15 protein-coding genes are annotated in these 22,090 nt (G+C 48.9%); 3 read left to right on the forward strand and 12 right to left on the reverse strand.

Annotated features, from left to right (window positions below; genetic code table 11):
• Positions 1-204 precede the first annotated feature (204 nt).
• Together J2S36_RS03295 and ileS are read right to left on the reverse strand one after the other, a co-directional pair.
• Positions 205-1,737 carry a bifunctional folylpolyglutamate synthase/dihydrofolate synthase gene (locus tag J2S36_RS03295; protein ID WP_309955522.1) on the reverse strand — a complete coding sequence of 511 codons (1,533 nt, stop codon included), beginning with the start codon at positions 1,735-1,737 and terminating at the stop codon, positions 205-207.
• On the reverse strand, positions 1,730-4,978 hold the full coding sequence (gene ileS / locus J2S36_RS03300) for an isoleucine--tRNA ligase (RefSeq protein WP_309955525.1): 3,249 nt from the start codon (positions 4,976-4,978) through the stop codon (positions 1,730-1,732). The genes J2S36_RS03295 and ileS overlap by 8 nt, the downstream gene beginning before the upstream one ends.
• A 536-nt stretch (positions 4,979-5,514) precedes the next feature.
• On the opposite strand from ileS, the gene proC reads away from it, so the two are divergent.
• Positions 5,515-6,327 (forward strand): pyrroline-5-carboxylate reductase, encoded by an 813-nt coding sequence (proC, locus tag J2S36_RS03305; protein WP_309955529.1) that lies wholly within the window; start codon positions 5,515-5,517, stop codon positions 6,325-6,327.
• 135 nt (positions 6,328-6,462) lie between these two features.
• Here the strand turns inward: proC and J2S36_RS03310 are convergent, their stop codons facing one another.
• Complete coding sequence (locus J2S36_RS03310; RefSeq protein WP_309955532.1) at positions 6,463-8,469, reverse strand: potassium transporter Kup; 2,007 nt, start codon at positions 8,467-8,469, stop codon at positions 6,463-6,465.
• 448 nt (positions 8,470-8,917) lie between these two features.
• On the opposite strand from J2S36_RS03310, the gene valS reads away from it, so the two are divergent.
• The gene (gene valS, locus J2S36_RS03315; protein ID WP_309955535.1) at positions 8,918-11,608 is read left to right on the forward strand and encodes a valine--tRNA ligase; all 2,691 of its coding nucleotides are present in this window, start codon (positions 8,918-8,920) and stop codon (positions 11,606-11,608) included.
• 168 nt (positions 11,609-11,776) lie between these two features.
• On the forward strand, positions 11,777-13,612 hold the full coding sequence (locus J2S36_RS03320) for an AMP-dependent synthetase/ligase (RefSeq protein WP_309955538.1): 1,836 nt from the start codon (positions 11,777-11,779) through the stop codon (positions 13,610-13,612).
• A 235-nt stretch (positions 13,613-13,847) separates the two neighbouring features.
• Here the strand turns inward: J2S36_RS03320 and J2S36_RS03325 are convergent, their stop codons facing one another.
• The 9 genes from J2S36_RS03325 to J2S36_RS03365 all read right to left on the reverse strand — a co-directional run bounded on the left by J2S36_RS03325 (position 13,848) and on the right by J2S36_RS03365 (position 22,057).
• Positions 13,848-14,219 carry a chorismate mutase gene (locus J2S36_RS03325; protein WP_309955541.1) on the reverse strand — a complete coding sequence of 124 codons (372 nt, stop codon included), beginning with the start codon at positions 14,217-14,219 and terminating at the stop codon, positions 13,848-13,850.
• A 10-nt stretch (positions 14,220-14,229) separates the two neighbouring features.
• Complete coding sequence (clpX, locus tag J2S36_RS03330) at positions 14,230-15,516, reverse strand: ATP-dependent Clp protease ATP-binding subunit ClpX (protein ID WP_309955544.1); 1,287 nt, start codon at positions 15,514-15,516, stop codon at positions 14,230-14,232.
• Positions 15,517-15,702: 186 nt separating this feature from the next.
• On the reverse strand, positions 15,703-16,323 hold the full coding sequence (locus J2S36_RS03335; protein ID WP_309957466.1) for an ATP-dependent Clp protease proteolytic subunit: 621 nt from the start codon (positions 16,321-16,323) through the stop codon (positions 15,703-15,705).
• Between the two features lie 127 nt (positions 16,324-16,450).
• Positions 16,451-17,086, reverse strand: coding sequence for an ATP-dependent Clp protease proteolytic subunit (locus J2S36_RS03340; protein ID WP_309955546.1), 636 nt, complete (start codon positions 17,084-17,086; stop codon positions 16,451-16,453).
• A gap of 200 nt (positions 17,087-17,286) precedes the next feature.
• Positions 17,287-18,810, reverse strand: a complete 1,524-nt coding sequence (tig, locus tag J2S36_RS03345) for a trigger factor (RefSeq protein ID WP_309955549.1) — start codon at positions 18,808-18,810, stop codon at positions 17,287-17,289.
• Positions 18,811-18,922: 112 nt separating this feature from the next.
• On the reverse strand, positions 18,923-19,120 hold the full coding sequence (locus J2S36_RS03350) for a hypothetical protein (protein WP_309955552.1): 198 nt from the start codon (positions 19,118-19,120) through the stop codon (positions 18,923-18,925).
• A 122-nt stretch (positions 19,121-19,242) separates the two neighbouring features.
• The gene (locus J2S36_RS03355; RefSeq protein WP_309955555.1) at positions 19,243-20,109 is read right to left on the reverse strand and encodes a metal ABC transporter permease; all 867 of its coding nucleotides are present in this window, start codon (positions 20,107-20,109) and stop codon (positions 19,243-19,245) included.
• Positions 20,106-21,266 (reverse strand): metal ABC transporter permease, encoded by a 1,161-nt coding sequence (locus J2S36_RS03360; RefSeq protein ID WP_309955558.1) that lies wholly within the window; start codon positions 21,264-21,266, stop codon positions 20,106-20,108. Before J2S36_RS03360 ends, J2S36_RS03355 begins: the two co-directional genes overlap by 4 nt.
• On the reverse strand, positions 21,263-22,057 hold the full coding sequence (locus J2S36_RS03365; RefSeq protein ID WP_309955562.1) for a metal ABC transporter ATP-binding protein: 795 nt from the start codon (positions 22,055-22,057) through the stop codon (positions 21,263-21,265). The genes J2S36_RS03360 and J2S36_RS03365 overlap by 4 nt, the downstream gene beginning before the upstream one ends.
• Positions 22,058-22,090: the final 33 nt, after the last annotated feature.

Consider the following 22,090-nt stretch of genomic DNA (forward strand, 5'->3'; position numbering starts at 1 on the left):
TTGAAACTTAGTTCACACTTATTCCACGCATTGGCACACCAAATTTGCGCCAGCTAGCTACAAATACTGTAGATCTACCGAGATACATGAAATACGAAAAATCTGCGGCAAAAATCGCCCGCGCGAAAACTGTGCAGATGATTGATGACGGCACCTGAAGATACCGTCATCAATCATCTGTAAATTATGAAGCGCCAAGCAAAATCAGGCTTGATCGAGCTGCTTTGCACCCAGTAATTCGCGTGCTGCACCGGCAAGCTGGATCGAACCCAAGATCACTACCGATGCTGGAGCAATCGCATCCGGATCTGCCGTTTCCGCTAAATCAGCTGCGGTAGTGATCGCATCACCCAGCTCTGGCGCAAGATGCACTCGTTCTTCCCCAAAAACTTCCCGTGCCAACAGCGCTAAATCAGCAATATTTGCTGCCCGCTCGCCACGCATTTGGGTGAGCACAATTGCGGCAAAGTACGGTTCGATTTCCACGAGCATACTTTCCGTATCTTTATCTGCCATCGCAGAATATACTGCCACACGCGGACCAGGAAAATTTTCTTCCAGGGTTTGCATCGTCACCTTCGCACCAGCAGGATTATGCGATGCATCCACAATAATTACTGGCGAACCTTTTACCACTTCCATCCGTCCTGGCGATTTTGTGCTCATTAGCGCCAGTTCTACCACTTCACCCGGCAAAGCTCCGCCACCGAAAAACGCTTCCACCGCGCTTAACGCCACAGCCGCATTTTCAGCCTGATAAGCTCCAAACATCGCTAACGGAATATCTTCATAAATTGCCGCCGGTGTACGCAATGAAATCATTTGCCCACCAACAGCACGTTCACGGGAAAGTACCTGAAAATCACCGCCTGCGGCAATCAACTGTGCATATTTCTGCTGCGTATCAGCCGCAATCAGTTCAGCCACTTGCGGTTCTTGAGCTGCCGTCACCAGAATTTTTCCGGGTTTTAAGATGCCCAGTTTTTCCTGTGCAATTTCTTCAACCGTAGTTCCCAACCATTGCTGATGATCAAGCGCAACCGGCAAAATCACAGCCACATCCGCATCGATCACATTCGTCGCATCCCAACGACCGCCCATTCCAACTTCCACGACAGCAACATCAATCGGCGCCATTGCGAAAGCCGAATAAGCCATTACCGTAAAAACTTCAAAGAATGACAGCTTCGGCCCACCTTTTGCCTGCGAACGTGCATCCACCAGCTCAATTACCGGCCGTACATCCTCCCAGGTATCAATAAAATCAGCGGCACTGATTGCTCGACCGTTGATCGTGATCCGCTCACGCACCGAATTCAAATGCGGAGAAGTGAACCGTCCGGTACGTAAACCACGCTCGCGCAGCAGCGCTTCGATCATCCGTGCCGTCGAAGTTTTCCCATTCGTGCCAGTGAGATGAATTGCACGGTAAGTATCTTGCGGATTTCCAAGTAAATCAAGGCACTCTTTTACCCGTTCCAAAGACGGCTGCACCTTGTGCTCAGGTGCACGAGAAATAATCTCGCGATAAATCTCATCCACCTGAGCTCCCAGCGCTACGTCATTTGCCAGCTCTACACTCGGATCCGGTGCAGCTTTAACTTCAGTGAGAATCTCCGGATCAGGCCCGACGATCAATCCTGACGAAAGCAGCGCCGCGAGCGCTGCTTCATCTAAAGCTTCCAGTTGCTCTGCTGGCGTAAGTTCTTCCATCTGTTTGTTCGTTTTCTCAACCATTAGCTACCTGCACCGATACCACTACTTCCGCAGCTCCCCCAGTCACATCAGCTGCCACGGAAAGTGTTTCAGTTTGAATCATTTCCAGATTTGCGGTAACTGCTGCAAGCATCTTATCTGGCACCCGTAAAGTCAGTGTGATCCGATCAGCCACATGCAAGCCATCAGCTTTCCGCTGATCCTGGATTTGGCGAATCACATCACGTGCGATCCCTTCAGCTTCCAATTCCGCAGTGAGCACTGTATCAAGCACCACGAATGAGCCTGATGGAAGCACTGCAGCTACTGAACCTGCAGCTGCCGTCACCGAAGTTGAGAGCTCATATTGCCCCGGCGCAAGCTTGATTTGCGGATCTGTGTGCATCAGCACGCCGTCTGCGGTTTCTTCCCATGCTCCATTCTTTGCCGCCTGGAACAAAGCTGAAGTGTACCTCCTCACGCCTGGATCGAGTTCACGCGGCAGTACACTAAGTTCCCGGCTCACTGCCAAACCAGATTCTGCAGCTTGGAGTACTTCTACCTGCTTCACATTCACTTCTGCGGCAACTAGCCGGGCAAAAGGCGTGAGATCCAGATCTGTGACGACAGTGAGTTTAGTGAGCGGCTGGCGTACACGCAGTTTATGCGCTTTGCGCAGAGCATGCGCATTGGAAACTACTTCCCGTACTTCATCCATTACCGAAACAAGCTCTGCCGCACCTGGAAGTTCAGGAAGGCATGGCCAATCTTGGAGATGTACTGAACGCCCGCCCGTCAGCCCGCGCCAGACTTCTTCTGCGACAAGTGGGGCGAGTGGCGCGATCACGCGAGTGAGCGTTTCAAGAGCAGTGTAAAGCGTATCGAATGCACGCAAATCTTCGCTCCAGAAACGGTCACGTGAGGTGCGTACATACCAGTTCGTGAGCAGATCAAGATATTCGCGAATCGCATTCGCTGCAGCCGGGATATCCAGCGCATCGAAAGCTGCACGCACATCATCACTGAGCTTCTTTGTACGCGCAAGCAAATAGTGATCCATCACGTCTAGCTCTGCAAGCACTGCTGGATCTTGCAAATCAAGTATTTTCGCTTGATATCCGGCTCCGGCATTTACGGTACCTGCATAAAGCCCGAAGAAATAATACGTATTCCAGACAGGAAGGATCACGTGCCGTACCGCTTCGCGGATACTTTCCTCAGCTACAACCAGGTTTCCGCCGCGCAATACTGGTGAACTCATCAACATCCAGCGCACCGCATCCGCACCGTACTGATCGTACATTTCCATCGGATCTGGATAGTTCCGCAATGATTTTGATGCCTTCCGACCGTCATTACCCAGCACAATTCCATGCGAAATACATGAGGTAAATGCTGGACGGTCAAAAAGTGCTGTGGCAAGTACGTGCATCGTGTAGAACCAGCCGCGCGTTTGCCCAATATATTCGACGATAAAATCGCCAGGATAATGCGATTCAAACCATTGCCGATTTTCAAATGGATAATGCACTTGGGCGTACGGCATTGAACCGGATTCAAACCAGCAATCAAGCACTTCCGGCACCCGCACCATCTTCGACTTCCCTGTTGGATCATCCGGATTAGGCCGCGTGAGCGTATCAATGAAAGGCCGGTGCAGATCCGTTACCTGCACCCCAAAATCCGCTTCCAGCTCAGCAATCGAACCATACACATCCACACGTGGATACCTTGGATCATCACTCATCCAGACCGGAATCGGCGCCCCCCAGAAACGGTTGCGCGAAATTGACCAGTCGCGAGCTCCTGCCAGCCAGTTGCCAAAGATACCGTCTTTGATATGCTCCGGTTGCCAGGTAATCTGCTGATTCAGTTCCACCATCCGATCGCGGAAAGCCGTCACTTTCACGAACCATGAAGATACCGCCTTGTACATCAGCGGCTTCCGGCAACGCCAGCAGTGCGGATAAGAATGTACATAACTCTTTTGTTGTACGAGCACTGCCCGCTTTTCCGGAGCAATTCGTGCCATTGGGCCAGTGCCGTCACGCAGATCCGTGATGATCGGCTTGTTTGCCGCAAAAATATTCATGCCCGCATAGTCACTGACAGCATCAGTCAAAGCACCCGCATCATCTACTGGCACAACAGTGCCAATTCCTGCTTCCTGCGCTACGAGCATATCGTCTTCACCAAAAGCTGGCGCGATATGCACCAGACCAGTACCGTCATCAACGGTCACGTAATCGCCGCCAATGATCTCCCACGCATGCGGCCCGATTTCCCCATCTGCAGCACGCATTTGCGGTGTATCAAAATAATCGAAAATTGGATAATAGCGTTTCCCGACCAGTTCACTGCCCTGAAAACGGCGCAATACCTGTGGTTCTTCACCCAATTCTTTCGCGTATGCGCCAAGGCGTGCCGCGCCAAGAATCACGATCTGCCCCGCAAGCGGAGTTGCTAAATCAGCTGCCACCTGCACAGCCACATATTCGATCTCCGGCCCGACTGCTACTGCAAGATTTGACGGCAGAGTCCACGGTGTAGTGGTCCAGATCAAAACCATCTCACCTTGCTGCCCGCCCAGGATCGATTCTTCAAGCCGCATCGCAACCGTCACGGTGTTATCCTGACGGTCTTGATACACCTCATCATCCATTTTCAATTCATGGTTTGAAAGCGGTGTCTGATCATTCCAACAGTATGGGAGAACGCGATATCCTTTGTAAATCAAGCCCTTTTCATGCAAAGTCTTGAATGCCCACATCACTGATTCCATATATGGCAAATCAAGGGTCTTATAGTCGTTCTCAAAATCTACCCAGCGTGCCTGACGGGTCACGTATTCTTCCCACTCATTGGCATACTTCATCACCGAAGAACGGCAGGCAGCATTGAATTTTTCAATACCGACACCACCTGGGCGCGTAATTTCGCTGACATCATCAATTCCAAGTTCGCGCTGTGCTTCCAGTTCGGCTGGCAAACCATGCGTATCCCAGCCAAAACGACGCTCCACACGTTTGCCGTTCATCGTCTGATAACGCCCAACCACATCTTTCACATATCCGGTAAGCAGATGCCCGTAATGCGGAAGCCCGTTTGCAAACGGTGGGCCGTCATAAAATACGAATTCATCGCCTTCGCGCTGATCGATTGATGCCTGGAAAGTCTGATCAGCTTTCCAGTATTGCAATACGTCTTTTTCAAGTTCCGGCAAATTTGGGCTTTGGACTACTTCACCGTCACGATGCAAGGGGTACTTAGTTTGTTCACTCATGATTCTCCTCGTAGCGTCTCTGGACACGAGGACGATTGCGTATGCGATGCAAAACGCGAACCGCGGTACCACCCCGATTGCCTGGCAGGAAGACAAAATATTTACTGCCAAACCACTCATTGCAGATGATGACGAATCTGAACCGTCCGGTTCTAATAAGCTGCAGCACTCCGCGCGAGATGCGATACTATTCGCGAAATACTTCTGCCGTTCTTCCGGAAGCTCCCTGGTGATAGCCAGATCATAGCTTTTGACTTTCGATTATAACGCCTTCGAGTTTAACTCAAAGCTGCCATCTGACAAAAGAGGATCCAATTCCGATTGGCGTGAAATTCACCGCTTTACATCAAATATTTGCCCGATATTCAAAAATATCCAAGATCATCAAAGCCACGTGCACTGTTAAGCGATGTGATCACCAAATTTAGCTTGCTAAAGTTTTCTTATTAGGACTGCATCCGAAACAGTTTGAAAATCGCAGTTAAATCCGAATACACCGAAGCGGCTACCGCAAATTATTTTAGGAAGGTTCCATCATGTTAGGTTTTCTCGGCGCAGGCGCCATGGGCAGCGCAATTTTACGTGGCGTACTTTCAGCTAAAGCTGCTACTGCTGCAGAAATTCGCTTTACGCGTGTAAATGATACTGCCGCAACCGCACTCAGCGCTGAACTTGGAGTGCAGCGTGCTGCTACGAACACTGCACTGGTATCTGAACTGGGAAAAGCTGGAATCGTGATCCTCGGGGTAAAACCATATCTCGTCCACGAGATACTCAGTGAGATTGCGCCTGCCGCAGCAAAAAATGGCACGGTAATAGTTTCCGTAGCTGCCGGCATCTCGCTCGAAAAATTAAGTGCAGCTCTTCCCGCGAACCAGCCGATAGTGCGTGCAATGCCGAATGTAGCCAGTGCAATTGGCAAAGGAATGACGGCGCTGTGCGCGAATGATTTCGTTACTGCGGCGCAATTTGCAAAAATACAGGAAGTTTTCGCAGCAGTAGGCGCCGTGAGTGTAATCGCAGAAAAGGATTTCCCGGCTTTTTCCGCAATTGCTGGCTGCTCCCCTGCATGGACCTTCGCCTATATCGATGCGCTTTCGCGTGCTGCACTCGCAGCCGGAATGACGAAAGCTGAATCCGTTAGAGTCGCGGCCCAAGCAGTTGCTGGAGCAGCGCAATTAGCATTTGCATCGCTTCCTGAGATCCGCCCGCAAGCACTTATCGATACCGTCACTTCGCCTGGAGGGACTACCGTGGCAGGGCTGATCGAAATGGAACAAGCTGGCTTTTCCAATGCCGTCATTAACGGCGTAAGAGCCGCGATTGCGCGCGATGCACAACTCGGATAAAGCACATTTACACATCGCAAATTTGCTCCGCAGAGGAAAGTTTCCAATATTGCAAGAAGCGAGATTTGGCTCCCGGATTTGATTTTAATCCAGGAGCCAAATCTCAGATTTCAGCATCATGATGCATAAATGAATCTACAGATGAATCACACCGCCGATAACTACCGTGTGGTGCCGTGGCAGACCAAATGTTTCGACTCGCGAAGAAGCATTCCGACTCAGAATCACAAATAGTTTCGTAATGATTTTGTGCCACAATGACGACGGATCGGCACGCCGATACCCCAATAGCGAGACAAAATATCGTGCATGTTTCTCATCGAAAACAAACCCGAGATCGGCATCCTTACTACACAAGCGCAGATTATGCGGGATATTCGGATTGTCATTGAACCCAATATCGATAGTCACATCAAATACCCCGTCTTGTTCGGCACCAATTCGCTTCACCGAAATTCGTTCCGCATGGCGCACATGCGGAACATTCAGCACATTTACACGCAGCAAAAGCACTTGTTCATGCACGCTTTGATTAAAACGAATATTTTCTTTCAAACTCAACGGCACCATGCCGCGATTTTGATGCAGGTAGATTGCTTGTCCGTGCACACGGCGAATATCTTCCGTACGCAATTTAGCAACTAATGCGCTCATCGAAATTCCGAGCTCTTGTCGGATTTGCCGCACACGCCGTTGCCCCCAAACCCAATCAGCCATGATCGCGATAAAAACCGTCGCAATCATAATCGGTAACCAGCCGCCGGTCGGAATCTTTGGCAGAGTCGCGCTGAAATAAAGCAGCTCCAGCCCGACAACAACGATCCCCAACGGAACGATCTTATAAAGCGGCCACTTCCAAAGTACTCGCGCACAAATCAGGAATAGCGTGGTGGTCAAGATTTCAGTGGCCGTAACGGCAAGCCCATATGCGTGCGCAAGATTGTCTGAACTTTGGAAGAGCAAAATCAAGACCATGACCCCAACAAGTAGCGTCAGATTCATTGCTGGAATATAAATCTGCCCACTGGCTTCTTTTGAAGTATGCAGCACGCGCATTCGCGGCAGGAAGCCGAGATTCAAGGCTTGCGCCGTCACCGAATACGCACCAGAAATCACGGCTTGTGAAGCGATAACTGTAGCTAAAGTAGCAATGATCACGACGGGGATACGCAGCACATCCGGCACCAGATAGAAGAATGGTGATTCCAGTGCAGCCTGATCGTGTAAGAGCAATGCACCTTGCCCAAAATAATTCAGGACAAGCGCCGGGAGCACAACCAAAGCCCAAGCCATCGAAATCGGTTTACGCCCAAAATGCCCCATATCTGCGTAAAGTGCTTCAGCTCCAGTGATCACAAGCACACATGCGCCAAGTGCCGCAAATGCAAAGAATGGGTTATCTATTGCAAAACTAAGCGCATAGGTTGGCAATAATGCCTGCAGCACACTTGGATACTGCACGATGTAGGGGATCCCAAGTATTGCAAGTAGGACGAACCATGCCAGCATCACTGGCCCAAACAAACGCCCCACTTTTCCAGTACCAAAACGTTGGATACTAAATAACGCCAACAAAATCACGATTGAAATCGGCACCACTATCGAACGCGCCTGCGGATAGACCAAATCTAGGCCCTCTACCGCACTCATCACTGACATTGCCGGTGTGATCATTGAGTCGCCAAAGAATAGCGCTGCGCCCATTATGCCGATAATCGTCACTGCTTTTGATAATCTGCCGCTGGAATGATGGCGGATCAACGCAGTGAGTGCAAGAATCCCGCCCTCACCTTCGTTATCTGCACGCATCACGAAGCTCAGATATTTCAAGCTCACCACGATCATTACCGACCAGGTAATAACCGAAAGAATCCCGTAAACAGAATGTTCGCTGACGGAAATCATGCCGTTATTTGTGGTAAATACGGCTTTCATTGCATAGAGCGGAGACGTACCGATATCGCCGAAGACAACTCCGAGCGCAGCGATCATCAAGCCGCCAGTAAAAGTTTGTGGTAAATGCAGTGTGCCTGTAGAAGCAAGCGGATTGTCGACCTTATCGACTGGTAACACCTCAGATTTTGAGCCATTTTGTAAATTTGCGAGATTCTCGCCTCGGCTCGAAGCAGGTATCTTGTTCACTCGCTATACAATACAACTTTTTCACGCCGATGCAATTCAGAATTAGGCAGTAGCAACAAATATCGTGACATTTGTGAAAATTGTAAACCATATTTCCTCTAATCTAGCGTGGCAATTGTGCCAACTTCCTGCTATTTGAAACAGCCTGCGAAAGCAGCTTGAAATGGCAAAACGCAAGAAAGAGCTGTTTGGGATCAGCACAATCACATGCTCGTAAGTGGCGCCCCTCACAAGCACCAACGATCACTGGCAGTACGCTATCAGCTAATAAACCACTACATGTTGCTCCTACAGATAATTCCGCCAATCGGAATCAGATACAAAAACTGGCAAAAGCAAAATCCGATTTCAATCACGCCAAGCTCGAACTCTCCGTCAGACCTGTGAAAAGACGTATCTCACGCAAGCATAAGTGCGTTTTCAGGCGGAAACATGAAAGAATTAGCCTATGACAAATCAAGAATCAGCTTTTCTAGAACAAACAAATGTGCCACAACGCGCCGCTTTAGAAGGTCTTGAAGACCGCTGGGGTAAAGCATGGGCAGAAAATGGCACCTACGCTTTTGAACGCAACACTGAACGCGATGCCGTTTATTCGATCGACACCCCACCTCCCACCGTCTCCGGTTCACTGCATGTGGGGCACGTATTCTCTTATACACACACAGACGTAGTAGCACGTTACAAGCGGATGCAAGGCATGAACGTGTTTTACCCGATGGGCTGGGATGATAACGGCCTCCCCACTGAACGCCGGGTGCAAAATTACTTTGGAGTGCGCTGCGATCCGTCACTCCCCTACGATCCAGATTTTATTCCTCCGCATGACGGCGGTGACGGTAAATCCATCAAATACGCTGACCAAAAGCCAATTTCCCGGCGTAATTTCATTGAACTTTGCTGGAAGCTAACTGCCGAAGACGAAAAACAGTTTGAATATCTCTGGCGCTATCTTGGACTTTCAGTAGATTGGGCCCAAAATTATCAAACGATCGGCGCAAAAGCGCAAAAAGTAGCTCAGGCTGCTTTCCTGAAGAATCTCGAACGCGGTGAAGCCTATCAAGCCCAAACCCCGGGTCTGTGGGATGTAACTTTCCAAACTGCTGTTGCGCAAGCCGAACTGGAAGCACGTGATTATCCCGGCGCATACCACGCACTTGCATTCCATGCGGAAAACGGCGAAGACGTGATCATTGAAACTACCCGTCCAGAACTGCTTCCGGCTTGCGTAGCTTTAATTGCACATCCTGACGATGAGCGCTTCAAGCATCTTTTCGGGACAACAGTAAAGTCTCCAGTTTTTGGTGTAGAACTTCCGGTGCTCGCACACAGTGCCGCTGAAATGGATAAAGGTGCAGGTATTGCAATGTGCTGTACCTTCGGAGATCTTACTGATGTGCAATGGTGGCGTGAGCTGAATCTGCCAATGCGTTCCGTATTAGGCAAAGACGGGCGAATCCTGCGCGAAACTCCGCAGTGGATCACCACTCCTGACGGCATTGCAATGTACGAGCAATTAGCTGGAAAAACCACTTTCTCTGCACGCAAAGTACTTGTCGAGAAGCTGAAAGAAACCGGCGAGATGATCGGCGATGAGCAGCCCACCCAACGAAAAACGAACTTCTTTGAAAAAGGTGATAAGCCACTGGAAATCGTCACTTCACGTCAATGGTATATCCGCAATGGCGGGCATCCCTACACCGATTGTAATGGTAATGATTTGCGTGAAAATCTGCTTGCACGTGGCGCGGAACTCGCATTCCATCCAGATTTCATGCGCGTACGTTACAACAACTGGGTTTCCGGTTTGAATACTGACTGGCTGATCTCACGGCAACGATTCTTCGGGGTCCCACTCCCGTTGTGGTATCGCATCGATGAAAACGGAGAACCAGATTACAACGATATTCTCACTCCTGAGCTAGATTCGCTCCCAGTTGATCCTTCCTCAGACTGCCCGCCTGGCTTTACTGAGTCTCAGCGCGGAGTGCCAGGCGGATTTATTGGCGAACTAGATATCATGGATACTTGGGCGACCTCTTCACTTACTCCGCAGATTGCCGGCGGTTGGCTCACAGACGGAGATTTATTCAACAAAGTTTATCCAATGGATGTCCGCCCGCAAGGTCAGGATATTATCCGCACCTGGCTCTTCTCCACAATGGTGCGTGCGCACCTCGAATTTGGGGAGATCCCGTGGCGTCATGCAGCTATTTCTGGCTGGATCCTCGATCCTGACCACAAGAAAATGAGCAAATCAAAAGGCAATGTGGTCACGCCACTGGCGCTCTTAGAAAAGCACGGCTCTGATGCCGTACGTTATTGGGCTGCCTCCGCACGGCTTGGCACTGATGCTGCTTTCGATGAAAAGCAGATGAAGATTGGCCGTCGTTTGGCAATGAAGGTGCTCAATGCCTCCAAGTTCGCTTTTGGAGCAACCGAAGCGGGCGCCCCAATTAAGATCGATCCACAAGCTGTTACTGAAGCGCTTGATCGGGCGATGCTTGCTGAACTCGCGCATGTAGTGCAGCAAGCTACCGAAGCTTTCGAAAAATATGATCACACTCGTGCGCTGGAAGTTGCCGAGACGTGTTTCTGGACTTTCTGTGATGATTACCTGGAGCTGGTCAAAGATCGCGCAAACGACCGTGAAGGTGAGCTTGCAGCTGCTGGCAAACTTGCAGAAATCGCTTCTGCACGCGCTACCTTGCAGATCGCCATTGATACTTTCGTGCGTCTCTTTGCACCGTTCTTACCGTACGCGACAGAGGAAGTCTGGAGCTGGTATCGCACTGGCAGTGTGCACCGTGCCCACTGGCCAGCGGCCACCGATTTTGCCACCGCTACTACTGCAACGGAATCAGCCGATACAGTCAGCGTATTGGTTGCAGCCGGTGCAGCATTACGTGCATTACGAAAGGTAAAGACGGAAGCAAAAGTATCGCAACGCACTCCGTTCATGCATGTTACTTTGCAGGCACCAGCCGAGATAATTCCCGCTATTGCAGCTGCTCGTACAGATTTGATCGCTGCTGCAAAGATTGACGGTACATTTACAATCGAGCCACTTCCAAATACTGATGCGGAAGCAGAAATCAACTCAGTCACCGTCACGACACACGAGTTAAAAAATGTGTAAAATGTCTGATTTAGTTTAGGCTTAAGTGCGGTTGCTCTTCTTGAACACCAACTTCAAAAAGAGCAACCGCACTTTTCTCGCTTTCGCAGATAAACCGATAGACTCAAAGAGTCGCACAACAATAAATAGCGAACGCTAATCCGACGAAACCTACGGAAGAAGATATCAATGAGCGATCTAATTGAAGAACCTGGCATTTCATTCGTCCCCGGAAGAATCAAAATCACCGAATCAATGTCAGTGCCTGCGCTTTTCCGCAAAATGGCTGAAGAAACTCCACGTAAAGTGGCAGTCGCTCGTAAAACAGATTCCACCGGGCAATGGGTAAACGTGACCTTCAAAGAATTTGCGCACGCAATTCGCCGGGTTGCACGTGGCTTAATTGCCGCGGGGATCAAACCCGGAGATAATGTTGCAATCATGGCTCATACCTCTTATGAATGGGCGCTATTTGATCTCGCAATTCAATTTGCCAGGGCATGTGCCATTCCGATCTACGAAACTTCCTCAAGCGAGCAGGCGGAATGGATCATCGCAGATGCCAATATCAAAGCAGCTATTGTGGAAGATCCACTAATGCGTGCAGTGCTTGAACCGATCATCCAGAAAGTAGATAGCTTTACCCAGATCTGGACGATTTCCGACGATGCACAAGGAAAACTCTCAGCTCTCGGTGAAGCGATCGACGGCAAAATCATTGATGAACTAATCGACAATACGCAAGCTGACGATTTATGGACAATCATCTATACTTCTGGTACTACTGGTCGTCCAAAGGGCGTTGAACTTTCCCACCGCAATATTTTGCATGTGGTGATGAACGGTGTCACAAATGAAGATTTGATGGAATTACTTACCGGAAAGAATGCACGCACACTGCTCTTCCTCCCGATGGCACATGTATTTGCCCGATTCATTTTCCTCGCCGTCTCCTATGGTGGAAATGTAGTGGGATTCTCACCCAATATTCGTGATCTCGTTTCCGATATGCAAAGCTTTAAACCCACGCTCGTACTTGCAGTACCGCGTGTATTTGAAAAAATTTACAATGCTGCTGACGCAAAAGCTGGGCGCGGGATGAAACTGGCAATGTTCCGCCGCTTTGCAAAAATTGCCATCAAATATTCAAAAGCTCTCGACACCCCCGAAGGTCCGTCCGCAAAGCTCAAGGCTGAGCATAAGCTCGGCGACGCATTGATCTACACTAAGCTGCGCGAAATTACTGGTGGGCATCTGCGCGGTGCAATTTCTGGCGGTGCACCGCTCGGTGCGCGCCTGGGGCATTTTTTCCGCGGCGTAGGGATCCCAGTTTATGAAGGCTATGGTCTTACCGAGACTTCGGCACCAACTACCGTGAATAAGCCTGGCACGATGCGGATTGGATCAGTCGGCCCAGCATATCCGGGCTGCTATGTGAAAGCTGCTGAGGATGGTGAAATCCTCGTCAAAGGCGACCACGTATTCAAGCAGTACCGTAATAATCCAGAAGAGACGAAAAAAGTATTTACCGCTGACGGCTGGTTCCGTACTGGCGATATTGGCCGTGTAGATGAAGATGATTACGTATTTATTACTGGTCGAAAGAAAGAATTGATTGTAACAGCCGGTGGGAAGAATGTAGCACCTGCGCCATTAGAGGACGCACTGCGCGGGCACCCACTGATTTCGCAGGTTGTAGTAGTAGGCGATCAAAAGCGGTTTATTTCCGCACTCATCACGCTCGATGCGGACGCGCTTCCACAATGGCTGGTAAATCATCAACTAGAGCCGATGACAGCTGCGCAAGCAGTTGAAGATCCACAAGTGATCGCAGCAATTGACCGTGCGGTAAAACGGACGAATGAGTCCGTATCGCGCGCTGAATCAATTCGCAAATTCAAGATCCTGCCAGGCGATTTCACAGTGCAAAACGGATATTTAACGCCATCGTTGAAAGTGCGGCGTAACGTGGTACTCGCTGATTTTGCAGATCAGATTGCTGAGATCTATGGAGAACTTAGCTAGCTGCTCCAAATGCCTGCGGCAGCTAAAACTTAATATCTGCTTGTGTGGTGTGAAACGAAATTACTTCGTTTCACACCACACGTGCTTTTTCTTTTTATTTTTCTTGCAGCATCAAAATACAGTTGTTTGATGCGTAAATCGCATAATCCGTGCCGCGTCACGAAGGCACGAAGGCACGAAGGCACGAAAAAATATCACAAACTAAAAGGCGCTCAATAATGATTATCCGCAGCTTTTAGGATTGTGATTCTTGCTGTTTTTTCGCCGCAATCACCTCATGATGATGGATCACTTCAGCCACAATGAACTTGAGAAATTTCTCAGCGAATACCGGATCTAATCCAGATTCTTCAGCCATTGCGCGGAGCCGGGCAATTTGTGCTGTTTCACGCCGCGGATCGGAAGCGGGCAATGCGCAACGCGCTTTCAATTCTCCCACCAGCTTCGTACAGCGAAAACGTTCAGCGAGGATATGCACAAGCGCCGCATCAAGATTGTCGATTGTTCTCCGGTAAGCACTAAGCTCATTTGGCACAGCATATCCGTCGCGCTGTATTGCATTTTCGGTATCAATTGATTCATTTGAGTAAGGAGAGTGGTTGATCATGAGTTTTCTCCTATCCGGCAAATTTTGCGCTGCTTAACACGATCGTAGGATCGGCATTATCAGTTATTACTTCTTCCGTAATAATTACTTTATCAATATCGTTCCGTGATGGAATTTCAAACATTAGTTCACGCAAGACTTTTTCTAAAATTGCACGCAACCCACGTGCACCCGTCCCCCGCGCAATCGCTTCTGCCGCAATATTCTGCAACGCCTCATCAGTAAACTCAAGTTTTACACCATCAAGATGGAACATTTTTTGATACTGTTTCACAAGCGCATTTCGCGGCTTAGTCAAAATATCGACGAGATCTTCTTCCTGCAATCCTTCCACTGATGCCGTGATCGGCAAGCGCCCCACTAGCTCAGGGATCAGTCCATATTTATGCAAATCTTCCGGGGTGGCATCAGCAAAAATATTTTCGACTTTGCCAGGCTCATGCAAAGTGGCACCAAATCCGATCCCGCCTTTGCCGATGCGGCTTGCCACAATATCTTCCATCCCGGCAAAAGCTCCCGCAGCAATAAAAAGAATATTAGACGTATCAATCTCAAGATATTCTTGCTGCGGATGCTTCCGGCCACCCGTTGGAGGAACTGATGCTACAGTTCCTTCAATGATTTTCAGCAAGGCTTGTTGTACGCCTTCTCCTGATACATCGCGTGTAATTGATGGATTTTCAGATTTGCGGGAAATCTTATCAATTTCGTCAATATAGATAATGCCACGCTGAGCGCTCGGAATATCATTATCGGCAGCTTGGATCAGCTTCAAGAGAATATTTTCGACATCTTCTCCCACATATCCGGCTTCCGTTAATGCCGTTGCATCCACAATCGCAAATGGCACATTCAGCATCTTCGCAAGCGACTGCGCAAGATAGGTTTTCCCTGTACCTGTTGGACCCATCAGTAAAATATTTGATTTACCGATTTCCACATTTTCTTCAGGATGGTTTTTTCCGAATTTCTCCTGCGCAGAACGAATCTGTTCTTGCGCCCGGACACGTTTATAGTGGTTATATACTGCGACGGCAAGAGTCCGCTTAGCTGCATGCTGACCGATCACGTATTCATTCAAAAACTCATATATTTCACGCGGAGTTGGCAGTTTTTGTGTTTCGCTCTTTTCACGTGCTTCGTTGCCGAGTTCTTCGGCGATGATCTCATTACACAGCTCTACACATTCATTGCAGATGTATACCCCAGATCCGGTGATCAATTTGCGTACTTGACGCTGACTCTTTTGGCAAAAAGAGCATTTCAGAATATCCGCCGCATCCGCAGTAGGAGCCATACTAATCAAGCCTTTCTGAGATAATTTTCTGCGTCTATTCCACCGCAGATCAGGCGAAGATGCTACTTTGGCACGCCCACGAAGATAAATCTCTCACGTAGTGATACAAGCGAGAAAACGTGGACGTGCCAAATAACGGGTTGACGACAGATGAGTTTCCCACGCGCAGTGTAAAACTCTTGAAACTTACGCAGTAGCTTTCCGCGATACAAGTACCTGATCAACTAAGCCGTATTCCTTTGCCTGCTGCGCAGTAAGGATTTTATCGCGAGCAATATCTTTCTCAACTTGCGCTACTGGAGTGCCAGAATGCTTCGCAATAGTATCGATCAACCATTGATTCATCCGATCGATTTCATCTGCCACAATTGCAATATCTGAAGCTTGACCCTGTACACCTTCCATTGCTGGCTGGTGAATCAAAATTCGGGCATTTGGCAATGCGAGCCGACGCCCAGGGGAACCCGCAGCAAGCAGCACTGCAGCTGCTGAAGCTGCCTGCCCTAAACAGACAGTCTGGATCTGCGGCTTGATATATTGCATCGTATCGTAGATTGCCGTCAGCGCAGTGAAAGAACCTCCCGGCGAATTAATATACATTGTGATCGGAGATTCAGGATCAAGTGATTCAAGCACGAGCAATTGTGCCATCACATCATCAGCAGAAGCATCATCTACTTGCACTCCGAGAAATACGATCCGGTCTTCGAAAAGTTTTGCGTACGGATTTTGCCGACGATACCCATAAGGTGTACGTTCTTCGTAATCAGGAAGAATATACCGATTCGATGGCATCATTGGCGCCATACCACCGGGAAGTATCCTCTGGTTGTAAGCATTGTAACCTGCCGGGCTGCCTGACTGGGCAGAGCCACTGTGTTGCGGGAAGGCTTGCGAGTAAATATTTGGAAACATTGTCTGTTTTATCCTTCCCTTATTCGCCTTGCTCAACGCTGCGGTCTACACCGCCACCACCAACTACTGCAGAAGAATTAGTGATGATATGATCAGCGAATCCATATTCCACAGCTTCACGCGCAGTAAACCAATGATCTCGATCAGAATCTTCCAAAATCTGTGCCACACTCTTTCCAGTATGCGCAGCATTCAATTCTGAGAGTTCCTGCTTCATTTGCAAAATCAAATCAGCATTGATCCGGATTTCAGAAGCACGCCCGCCAGCACCGCCAAGCGGCTGATGCATCAGCACACGTGTATGCGGAGTGATATAGCGTTTACCTTTCGCACCTGCCGAGAGCAGGAACTGCCCCATCGATGCAGCTAAGCCCATTCCGACAGTTGCCACATCAGGCTTGATATAACTCATCGTGTCATAAATCGCCATCCCTGCCGTCACAGAACCGCCGGGGGAATTGATGTAAAGATAAATATCTTTTTCTGGATCTTCTGCAGCCAAAAGCAAAAGCTGCGCACAAATCATATTTGCATTTTCATCACGCACTTCACTGCCGAGCCAGATGATACGCTCTTTTAGCAGTCGGTTATAAATCGAATCGCCTAAGCCGAGGCCATGCGAGGCATCTGCTGCAAGCTGTGGTTCGTGGCTCACGCCTGTCTCCTCTTCATTCGAGTTGCTTTCCAAAATACTCTCATTACCTTAATCGTTTCAGAGCTATTTTGCGCTCTTATTTCACGCCTTTCGCTGATGGCGCAGGAATCATAAGCGTAGATATGCCGACGGCTGGCTTCGCAACTTTCATCCTTCTTGCAAGCCAGCCGTCGGAAAATCGAATTGGCAAAAGCTAAAAATTAGCCCTGATATTCAATCAGTTGATCTTTGGTGAGCTTCTTCGCTTCTGCTTCAGTGAGCTCGCCAGTAGCTACGCGGTAAGCGATCCATTCTGCCTTCAATGCAGATTTTGCTGGAGCCACAACCTCATCAGCTGCCTGTGCCGCAGCCTTTTCTGCGGCTTTCGCAACTTCCGTTACTGGAGCTGTGGTTGCTTTACGCGCAATTTTCTTCTCAAATTCTGGAGTTTTTTCGTCTTCTGGTGCTTCCCCAAGTACAGCTACCACATCCACCTTGGCGCCTTTTTCGTCAACAATATTCGCACGACGCAATGAAGCTATTACGCCCTTGTTGCGGGCGAGTTCACCAGCAAAGGCATTGATCTGATTTGCCTGTGCCGCAGCTTGAATGAACTGATTTGGATCCATTCCATACATTTGTGCCTGTGAAACGAGGAAGTTCAAGAGTTCTTCTTGCGCTACATCCACCCCATAGCCTTCTGCATACGCATCGAGAAGCAGCTGTAATTTGAGTTGTTCCGTAACTTCCTTACGTACTTCTGTAGCGTGAGCATCATCGTCGTGCTTGCCCTCTTGCTCAAGATGACGTTTTACTTCTTCTTCCACTACAGATTCAGGCAGCGGGAAGTCTGCACGCTTGAGCAGCTCATCTACGAGCCGCTGCTCTGCACCCATCAGCTGCTCGCGAGACTTCTTCTTCGCAGCAGATTCACGCAAATCATCTTGCAACTCTGCGATCGTATCAAATTCGGAAGCGAGCTGAGCAAAATCATCATCAGCTTCTGGAAGCACCGATTCCTTCACTGAATGCACCGTAATGGTTACCTCCGCAGCTTCACCTTCATGTGCGCCGCCAGCAAGCTTTGCTGAAAACTCAACAGTATCTCCAGCCTGCACTCCAGTAAGTGCTTCATCTTGCCCTTCAAGCATATTGCCGTCGCCGATCTTGTATGACACTCCAGCCATATCGTCGACTTCTTCATCACCGATCTTGGCTACAAGATCAATATTTACATAATCTCCAACCTTGGCTGCCCGATCAACATCGGTAAGCGTTGCAAAACGCTCACGCAAATCCGTGAGAGCTGCTTCAACGTCTGCATCGGAGACATCAGTTGCTGGAACTTCGATTGTAATACCTGCGGGATCTGGCAAAGAAATTTCTGGAACTACATCGACCGCAACAGTGAACTTCAATGCTGTTTCGTCTTTTTCGCCCTTCATTTCAGGCACTTCGTTAATTTCGACCTCCGGACGCGACATTGGCTTTACCCCAGCTTCTGCCACTGCCTGCTGATAATAAGAATCGAGATTATCGTTAATTGCCTGCTCAATAATGTAGCCCTTGCCGATATTCGCTTCCAATACGCGGCGTGGAGCTTTCCCCTTGCGGAAGCCAGGAATATTTACCTGCTTCGCTAATGACTTTGCTGCTTTATCATAGGCTGCGCCAAATTCGGCTGCGGGAACAGCAATATCAAGCTTTACGCGGGTATCGCTAAGGTATTCAACTGAATTGTTCACTGAGAAATCTCCCAATCATAAGTTTGCTCAGAGCGCCGAGGCGCCCGTCGTTTCGGATTCTAAGGCGTGCTATATCTTTGTATGCCGTTTTACTAAATTTCAGCTCAACACATTACTCTTGCACGAATAATATGCGGCGATCAGATACAGCTAACCACAGACATATACTCGCTAATTCTAAAATAAAATTGCCATTTTTTCCGCATTTATCAGCCATGAGAGCAACCACAGGATTTGAGTTATGCGGCATATCGTATTGCTTTCTAAATTTCAGTATCTCTGGCAAAGCAAAGATTTCCGGTTCACTCACAACGAGTATCCAAAAACGCCACCAAATTGCGGATAGGCCTGCATCTAAATATAAAGAAGACCCAGATTTTCTGGGCCTTCTTTTATTTCGGAAGAGCGATAGGCGCACATCGTTTCGCAATTTCAAGCATTACGATATCGGCGGTTAAGCCAGATCCGATCAATGAAAAGTACGAGCAAAAATAGGATCCCGTCAGTAAATGCCATCATTGCAGCGGTAGCAAGATTAAAATGCCAAGCGAAACTGAATCCAATAATTGCCGTGATCATTGAAATCACAATTGTTAGTGCGATCACTCGCGGTAAGGAATTTGTAAGTAGGACGGCAGTGGCAGCTGGCGTAACCATGAGCGCAATCACGAGGATCGCACCAGCCGTCGAAAAAGCAACAACGATCGTCAGCGCCACGAGAATCATGAAACCCGTTTCGACAACTCGAATTGGAAATCCAATTGCTTGTGCTGATTCACGGTCAAACGTAGAAAGTTGCATTACTTTGTATGTAAGTCCGAGGAAAATTGCATTTATCAATAAAATCAGCAGCAGCATCCACATTGCGCGCGGACCTAAATCAAGCGTCCCGATGATCAAACGCTCAGTATCGAGCGCAAGCAGATTCAGATCTCCAGATAACACGGTATCTTCGCAAATATGCACGTGCGCCAGCACTGTTGACAACAAGATCACGCCAACGGAGAAGAGTAATGGAAAAATCACACCTTGGCTCGCATCTTCAGGAAGTAGCCCAGTAGATTGGAGATAATTTGCTCCGAGTACTACTACTAATCCGAATGCTGCAGCGAGTAGTACCATAATTGGCGAATAGGTAGATCCAGCGAGTAATGCACCAATCACGATTCCCGGTAGCACCGCGTGGCTCATCGCATCAACCAGCATCGATTGCCTGCGGAGCACAAGGAACGTACCTGGAAGAGCGCAAGTCACAGAAGTAGTAACGGCCAGTAAGAGAGCAGCTATCACAAAACTCATCGTGCACCTACCTGAACCTGGATCATATTTGACTGCCGTGTTAATCGTGCAATGCGTGCTGCACGCGAAAACGGTAGCTTCGCACAGGAGATACTCGCTTTAGGCGCAATCGCATTTCGCGATACAGACTTTTGCCGACTTTTTCCACCCTGCTGGGAAGTATTTGTATTCGCCGAAATTATCCCATTCTGCCCGTCATGATCGTGATCATGGAGATCTTGGAGATGCTTCCGACGCCGATATTGATAGGCTAAAAGTGAGCGATGCGGGGAAAAGATCAGTGAGATAGCTAAAATCAACGATAAAATCACGACGATAATCGGTCCAGTTGGAACTTTTCCGATTGAAACTGCCAAATAAGATCCAAGACCGCCAGCAAAAGCACCAATACATCCAGCTGCAGCTACCAACACTCGCAGATCATCCGTCCATTGACGTGCAGCGGCTGCTGGGATGATCGCAAAAGCAACCATTAATACAACGCCTACGGACTTAACACCAATCACGATGCCGATCGTCGCGCAAAGTGTCACGATCGCATTGAGGACATTTCCTGAGAATCCAGCTGCGCGTGAACCGACTGGATCGAAGGCAAACATTGCGATTTCTTTCCAGAATACGATCACTACAATGAGCGCAAGAACACCTAGTATTCCGACGGTAAGAACATCAATTTGCCGCATCGTAGCAGCATTTCCGAAAAGGTACTGCGAAATTCCAGAACGGCCTGAAAAGTTTGAGAAGGAAAGCAAGCGCAAAGCAACCATTCCACCACCGTAGAAAATCGCGAGCGAAATCGCCATTGCAGCATCTAAGCCAACCTTGGATTTTTCTGCAATCAAGTTTGTGGTCACAACGGCAAGCAAACCCGATATCGTTGCACCAATTGTGAGAATCAAAATCGATTGCCCATCACCACCAAGGAGTGACGCAATCACAAAAGCGCAAACGATTCCCGCGATTGCGCTATGCCCAATCACATCTGAGACGAGTGATTGTTTCCGTACATAAAGAATTGAACCAAGGGCACCAGCAAAGAGTCCGACAAGGATCGTTCCAACCGTCATTACCCGGAAGCTGTAAGTAGCCCAAAAATCACCGAGCGGAATCAGTGCTGAATGCGGATCAAATGCGAGTTCAAGAAGTGCCAGTTTCATGCCAGCGCTCCATCGATCCCATACGCACGTGAAATATTTTCGGAAGTGAATGCTGTGGCAAGCGAGCCTGCGGCAACAAGCTGCCCTTCACGCAAAAGCACTACACTTGAGCAGAAATCTCTCACGGTAGCCAAATCATGATGCACTAAGAGTACCGTCTTCCCTGATTCAGCCAGGGAACGAAGTGCGTGCAAAATAGTTTGTTCGGATTTCATATCCACACCAGCAAAAGGCTCATCCATCACGAGCAGATCAGATTTTGCAGCTAATGCCCGCGCCACGAATGTGCGCTGCTTTTGCCCACCGGAGAGCTCAGAAATCTGGCGATTTGCCAGATCTGCAATTTCCAGATGTTCCATTGCTGCTTGCGCAGTATCATGCTCTGCTTTTCCTGGACGGCGCAACCAGCCTAAACGAGCATAGGTGCCCATGAGTACTACATCTTTTACGCGTGCCGGGAAATCCCAATCAATTGAGGCTGACTGCGGCATATACGCAACCTTCTTGCGTACTTTGCCAATATTCTTTCCGAAAAATTCAGCTTCCCCTGAAACCCGCGGAATCAGTTCAAGCATCGCTTTGATCAGAGTTGACTTCCCAGCCCCATTAGGACCGAGAATCGCCATGATCTCACCTTTAGGAACTGTGAAACTCACTTGCGAGAGTGCAAGCCGATCGCGATACGCGGCACTCAGCTCTTTCACAACACACGGCGGTGCATCAACAACACCGTCTACGCTTTGTGTAAATCCAGAATTTGCTGCTTGCATTGTTTCACTTGCAGATTTCATGGAGGCTACCTTCAGTCTCGAAATAGTTTATCA

The sequence above is a fragment of the Arcanobacterium hippocoleae genome, from assembly GCF_031456295.1.
Classification (GTDB): domain Bacteria; phylum Actinomycetota; class Actinomycetes; order Actinomycetales; family Actinomycetaceae; genus Arcanobacterium_A; species Arcanobacterium_A hippocoleae.